The organism is Mitsuokella jalaludinii DSM 13811 (assembly GCF_000702905.1).
In the GTDB taxonomy this organism is placed as follows: Bacteria; Bacillota; Negativicutes; order Selenomonadales; family Selenomonadaceae; genus Mitsuokella; species Mitsuokella jalaludinii.
Map to the genome: position 1 here is coordinate 72,281 of NZ_JNKR01000008.1, position 6,000 is coordinate 78,280.

The window sequence follows — 6,000 nt, forward strand, 5'->3', positions numbered from 1 at the left end:
ATGTCAGCACCCGGGATACGGCCATGACGTTGCCGTTACATTATAACCGATAATATGATTGTTTCTTTCTCTTTTTGTAACAGGAAAGGATGTTGAAGTTGTTGAAAATTGCCATGGCTCAGATGGAGGTCGTCCCCGGCCATCCAGACGTGAACACCGCCACGATCCTGCGCTTCATCGAGGAGGCGCGCGCAAAAGGCGCCGATGTCGTCATCTTCCCGGAGATGGCCGTGCCGGGCTACTTCCTCGGCGATACCTGGGAGCAGAGCGCCTTCCTGCGCGACTGCGAGAGCTACGGCCGCGACATCATCGCGGCGTCAAAGGACATCACGGTCATGTTCGGCAACGTCGCCATCGACTGGCAGAAGAAGAACAACGACGGCCGCGTGCGCAAGTACAACGCCTTCTTCATCGCGCGCGACGGCGAACTCGTCCAGCCGGACAACATGCCGTACCCGTACACGATCAAGACGCTGATGCCGAACTACCGCGAGTTCGACGACACGCGCCACTTCTTCAGCCTGCAGAAGCTCGCGCGCGAGCTCGGCACGACGCCCTCGAAGCTCCTCTCCCCCGTCACGCTCAAGATTCGCGGCCAGCGCTACCGCGCGGGCTGCCTGCTCTGCGAGGACGGCTGGAGCGACGACTACGAGTTTGCGCCGTTCGAGCTCCTCGAAAAGGAACACCTCGACTTCTACGTCAACATCTCGGCCTCGCCGTACACGCTCGGCAAGAACGACAAGCGCAACCGCGTCTTCGGCCGCCAGGCAAGAGAGGCTGGCGTGCCGCTCTTCTACGTCAACTGCATCGGCCTGCAGAACAACGGCAAGACGGTCTACACCTTCGACGGCTCGAGCACGGCCTACAACGAGAAGGGCGATGTCGTGCGCACGCTGCCGGAGTACGAGGAGGCGCTCACAGTCCTGCCGCTCGCTGAGATGAAGGACATGGCAGCCGAGCCGGAGAGCGAAGAAAAAGACATCGCGCACATCTACCGCGCGCTCCACTACGGCATCCGCCGCTTCCTCGAGAACATCCACATGAAGAAGATCGTCATCGGCATCTCGGGCGGCATCGACTCAGCCGTCGCCGCCGCGCTCTACGCGAAGGTCGTCGGCCCGGAGAACCTGCTGCTCGTCAACATGCCGAGCGTCTTCAACTCCGCCACGACGAAGGGACTCTCGCAGCAGCTCGCCAACAACCTCGGCTGCCAGTACATGATCATCCCGATCCAGGAGTCGGTCGACCACACGATAAAGCAGCTCGAAGAGACGCCGATGGTCAACCTCGGCACGGGCAGCGAAACGCACCTCAAGGTCTCCTCCTTCGTCGCCGAGAACATCCAGGCGCGCGACCGCAGCGCCCGCGTGCTCGCCGGCGCCGCGGCAGCCTTCGGCGGCGGCTTCACCTGCAACGCCAACAAGGCCGAGACGACGGTCGGCTACTCGACGCTCTACGGCGACCAGTCGGGCTTCCTCGCCGCGCTCGCCGACCTCTGGAAGCACCAGGTCTACGCGCTCGCCCACTACATGAACGATGCGGTCTACGGCCGCGAAGTCGTGCCGCAGGGCATCATCGACATCGTGCCGTCGGCCGAGCTCTCCTCCGCCCAGAACGTCGACGAGGGCAAGGGCGACCCGATCAAGTACCCGTACCACGACTACCTCTTCCGCTCCTTCGTCGAGCGCTGGCAGAAGGCGACGCCAGAGGACGTGCTCGAGTGGTACAAGGCGGGCACCGTCGAGAAGAACCTCGGCTGCGAGGAAGGTCTCGTCCAGAAGTACTTCCCAACGGCCGCCGACTTCATCAGCGACCTCGAGCGCTGGTGGAACCTCTTCACGGGCATGGCGATCGCCAAGCGCATCCAGGCCCCGCCGATCCTCGCCGTCAGCCGCCGCGCCTATGGCTTCGACCACCGCGAGGCGCAGAACGGCGCCTACTACACGCGCCGCTACCGCGAGCTCAAGGCGGAGCTGCTAGCAGAGTAAGCGCTAGACGAGCGCATCCATCGTCGTCAGGAGTGGCAGGACGATGGAGAGCACGAAGAAGAAGATCATGCCACCGACAACGAAAATCATGACCGGCTCAGCGAGGGCTTCGACTCTTGCCGAGCGGTGACGGGCATCAGCCGCGGCAAACGCCGCGGCTTTTTCCATCATGGCGTCGAGCGTGCCGGTCACCTCGCCCGCCATCAGGAGCTCGACGAGCAGGCGCGGGCACGAGGTCAGCTGGCGCAGGCTCGCGGCAAAGGGCTGGCCCGACTCGACCTGCGCGCGCAGCGCCTTCATCTCGCACGCGATATGGCGGTTTGCCGGCACATCGGCGGCCATCGCCAGCGCCGTCGTCAGCGGGATGCCATTCTTCAGCATGACGGCGAAGAGCTCCAGGAGGATGCGCCAGGCAGACGAGCGCTGCAGGGACCCGAGAACCGGCAGCCGCAGCAGCCAGCCGTCGAGGACCGTCCGGCTCCTCGCATCGCGCACCAGGGAGACGGCTGCCAGGGCTGTGAGTGCAGCGCCGCCGAGCAGTCCGGCCCAGTTGTCGCGCACAAAGTCCATCAGCGCGAGCAGCAGCCGCGTCGTCCACGGCAGCTCCGCCTGCAGGTCCTGCAGCATGACGGCAAAGGCGGGCAGCACAAAGACGGCCATGAGCACGAGCGCGACGAGCGCGACGGAAAGCAGGATGACGGGATAGAGCAGCGCCGACTTCAGCGCCTCGCGCGCCTCGTAGCGGTGCTCTTCAAAGTCCGCGAGCTGCGCGAAGATCTGCGTCAGAGAGCCGCTCTCCTCGCCCGCACGCACGAGGCCGCAGAGCGAAACGGGAAAGACAGCAGGGTGCATGGCCATCATCTCGTGGAGCGGCCGCCCCGCCAGGATGCCCGCGAGCAGCTGCTGCAACAGCGACTGGTACGCGCGGTCGGCGTCTGACTTTGCGAGCGCCTGCAGCGCCTGGTGGACGGGCATCCCCGCCTGCATCATCGCCGCCATCTGCCGCAGGAAGAGCACGCGCAGCTTGGCAGGCGGCGTCTTTGCGACTGCCCCTGCGAGCTGCTGCCGCCAGCGGGTCCCCCGCTCTGCCGTCACCTCTCCGTGCTGCCGGCAAAGCGACGCCACCCAGAGGCCGCGCCGCCGGATAAGCCCCGCCGCCTCGCGCTCGTCATGCGCCTCGACCGTGCCCGCGAAGAATTCGCCCGCGCGGTTCCTCGCCTCGTATTGAAAAACGCCCATAGGACCTCCTTTCTTTCAAGAAATGCTGCCAGATAGCGCCATCAGCCCAGGCGATTGGCCGCCCGCTCATAGACCTCGCGCGCGATGAGGCCCTGATGCAGGAGCTTCTGCAGGGCCTGGCGGCGCGTCTGCATGCCCTGCGCCTGATGCGTCATCATTGCCATCTCGATCTGGCTGTACTTGCCCTGGCGGATCAGGCTGCAGACAGACGGCTCGCGCAGCAGGACTTCCACGAGCGGCACGCGGCCGCCCCGGCGCGCGGGCAGGAGCTCCTGCGCGAAGATGGCGCAGAAAACATCGGCGACCTGTGCGCGCACGATGCTCTGCTCCTCCTGCGGGTAGAAGCCCTCGATGCGCCGCACGGCCTCCGCCGCGCCGCGCGTGTGCAGCGTGCCGAGCACGAGCATGCCCGTCTCCGCGGCCATGAGCGCCGTCGCCATCGTCTCGCGGTCGCGTATCTCGCCGACGAGCAGGATGTCCGGCATCTCCCGCAGCGCGCTCCTCAGGGCCTCCGGGAACGACTGGAAGTCGCGCCTGAGCTCGCGCTGGCTGATAAAGCACCGGGATGGCGCGAAGACGTACTCGATGGGGTCCTCAAGCGTCAGGATGTGCGCCGGCCGGCTCTCGTTGACCGCCTGCAGGAAAGCGGCCAGCGTCGTCGTCTTCCCAGAGCCCGTGCGCCCCGTCACGAGCACGAGGCCCTGCCGCGCAGACAGTAGCTCCTGCAGGGCCGCCGGTGCATGGATGGCCGCCAGGCTCGGGACGCGCTCTGGCAGCACGCGCACGACGAGCGCCAGATGCGCCTGCTGGCGGTAGAGATTGCCGCGCAGCCGCCGCCCCTCGTGCGCCAGCGAGAAGTCGACGGCATGGCCATGGCGCAGCTCTGCCAGCTGCCCGGGCGACAGGAATGCCTCTGCCAGCGATTCCATGAAATCATCATCCATCGTTTCGCCCGCCTGCGCGATCCTCCGCAAGCTGCCGTCGACGCGCAGCCAGGCATCCTGTCCCGCCGACAGGTAGATGTCGCTCGCACACGCCGCGACGGCCTCCTCTACGATCGCCTGCCACCTCGTGCGCCCTGCCTCATCCATAGAGCACCCTCCTGACCTCCTGCCACGAGGTGATGCCCGCCCCCGCCTTGGCCCGGCCGTCCTCGAGCAGGGAGCGCATGCCAGAAGCCCGGGCACGTGCAGCCATCTCACGGCGCGGGACCTTCTGCAGGATGCCCTCGCGCACCGCTTCGTCCGGCACGAGGATCTCCGCAAGGACCGTCCGGCCGCGGTAGCCCGTGCCCTGGCACGCATCACAGCCGCGGCTCCTGTAGAGCGTGATTCCCTCACTGCCCGCGCCGAAGAACGCGGCCTCCTCCGAATCGCCCGCCGCGCGGTACATTTCGCGGCAGTCGGGGCAGAGCCTGCGCACGAGGCGCTGCGAGATGATGCCCGAGAGTGTCGCCGCCAGCAAATACGGCGCGACGCCCATCTCGAGCATGCGGTAGAGCACCGCGACGGCGTCCTCCGTGTGGATCGTCGTCATCAGCAGGTGGCCCGTCAGCGCGATGCGCACGGCCATCGCCGCCGTCTCCTCGTCGCGGATTTCCCCGAGCAGGATGCCCGTGACATCCTGGCGCAGCACGGCGCGCAGCCCCGCGACGAACGTCATGCCCGCCTTCGGGTGGATCTGCACCTGATTGACGCCCGGCAGCACGCGCTCGATCGGGTCCTCGAGCGTCACGAGATTGCGCGACTCCGTGTTGAGCTCCGCCAGCGCCGCGTAGAGCGACGACGTCTTGCCCGAATTCATCGGCCCGCAGAGCACAATCATGCCCGCCGGCCGGTGGATGAGCGCCCGGAAGCAGGCCGTGTCCTCCTTCGAGAAGCCGAGCTCATCGAGCGAGAGCAGCTGCTCCGAGACATCCATCAGGCGCATGACGATGACCTCGCCGGCCGTTGCCGGCAGCGACGAGACGCGGATGTCGATGCGCCGGCCCTTTGCCTGGAACAGGATGTGGCCGTCCTGCGGCTGCTGGTGCACGGCGATGTCCATGCCCGCCATGACCTTGAGGCGCGAAATCACCGCCGGGCCGAGATTCGCCGGCATCGCCATGACCTCGCGCAGGAGACCGTCCACGCGGAAGCGCAGCCTGACCCGCATCTCCTGCGGCTCCAGATGCACATCGCTCGCATGCATGGCCACCGCCCGCCCGAGCACGAAGTCGACGAGCTCGATGACGCCCCGCTCCTCCGGCCGCAGCCCATAGCGCACCTCCCGCACCGACTCCCGCACGAGATCCTGCCAAAGCAGTTCTGGTGTCTCCAACACAATCCCCCCTTTTCATTCTCAATATTATTCTCAATGACTACTTCTACAAGATATGAGAAAATCCTTTATTTTCTGAATAAGAAATTGCCAGCAACTCCCGCGCACAAATAAATATCCCCCGGCATAGCCGGGGGTTTTATATTTACGGCCTTATAAGGCCTCTGCTTACCAGCTGCGCTTAAAAGCGCTTGTCGGTCCGTCATACGCTTACTATTTCCGGCTACCCGTAAACGGGTCTGTCATATCCAGTACCAACTGTTCCGACATGTAATCTTCCTTCAGCTGGTTCTGAATGTATTCCGTTATTTTCTTTTCGTTCTTGCCTACCGTACTTACATAGTACCCTCGACACCAAAAGCTTCGATTTCTATATTTGTACTTCATATTCCCCCATTTCTCGTAAATCATCAAACTGCTCTTCCCCTTCAAAAAGCCCATAAAATTAGACACG

5 protein-coding genes are annotated in these 6,000 nt (G+C 64.7%); 1 reads left to right on the top strand and 4 read right to left on the bottom strand.

Annotated features, from left to right (window positions below; genetic code table 11):
- Positions 1-98: 98 nt before the first annotated feature.
- Positions 99-1,988 carry an NAD(+) synthase gene (gene nadE, locus T518_RS06070; RefSeq protein WP_036376848.1) on the top strand — a complete coding sequence of 630 codons (1,890 nt, stop codon included), beginning with the start codon at positions 99-101 and terminating at the stop codon, positions 1,986-1,988.
- Positions 1,989-1,991: 3 nt separating this feature from the next.
- On the opposite strand, the gene T518_RS06075 is transcribed toward nadE, so the two are convergent.
- The 4 genes from T518_RS06075 to T518_RS06090 all read right to left on the bottom strand — a co-directional run.
- Entirely contained in the window at positions 1,992-3,227 is a 1,236-nt protein-coding gene (locus tag T518_RS06075) for a type II secretion system F family protein (RefSeq protein ID WP_051652216.1), read from the bottom strand.
- Positions 3,228-3,268: 41 nt separating this feature from the next.
- A complete protein-coding gene (locus T518_RS06080; protein ID WP_036376850.1) occupies positions 3,269-4,318 on the bottom strand; it encodes a type IV pilus twitching motility protein PilT in 1,050 nt (349 codons plus the stop codon).
- Entirely contained in the window at positions 4,311-5,546 is a 1,236-nt protein-coding gene (locus T518_RS06085) for a GspE/PulE family protein (protein ID WP_248617159.1), read from the bottom strand. The genes T518_RS06080 and T518_RS06085 overlap by 8 nt, the downstream gene beginning before the upstream one ends.
- Positions 5,547-5,759: 213 nt before the next feature.
- A partial coding sequence (locus tag T518_RS06090; protein ID WP_036376852.1) for an IS200/IS605 family transposase occupies positions 5,760-6,000 on the bottom strand: 241 nt, incomplete at its 5' end.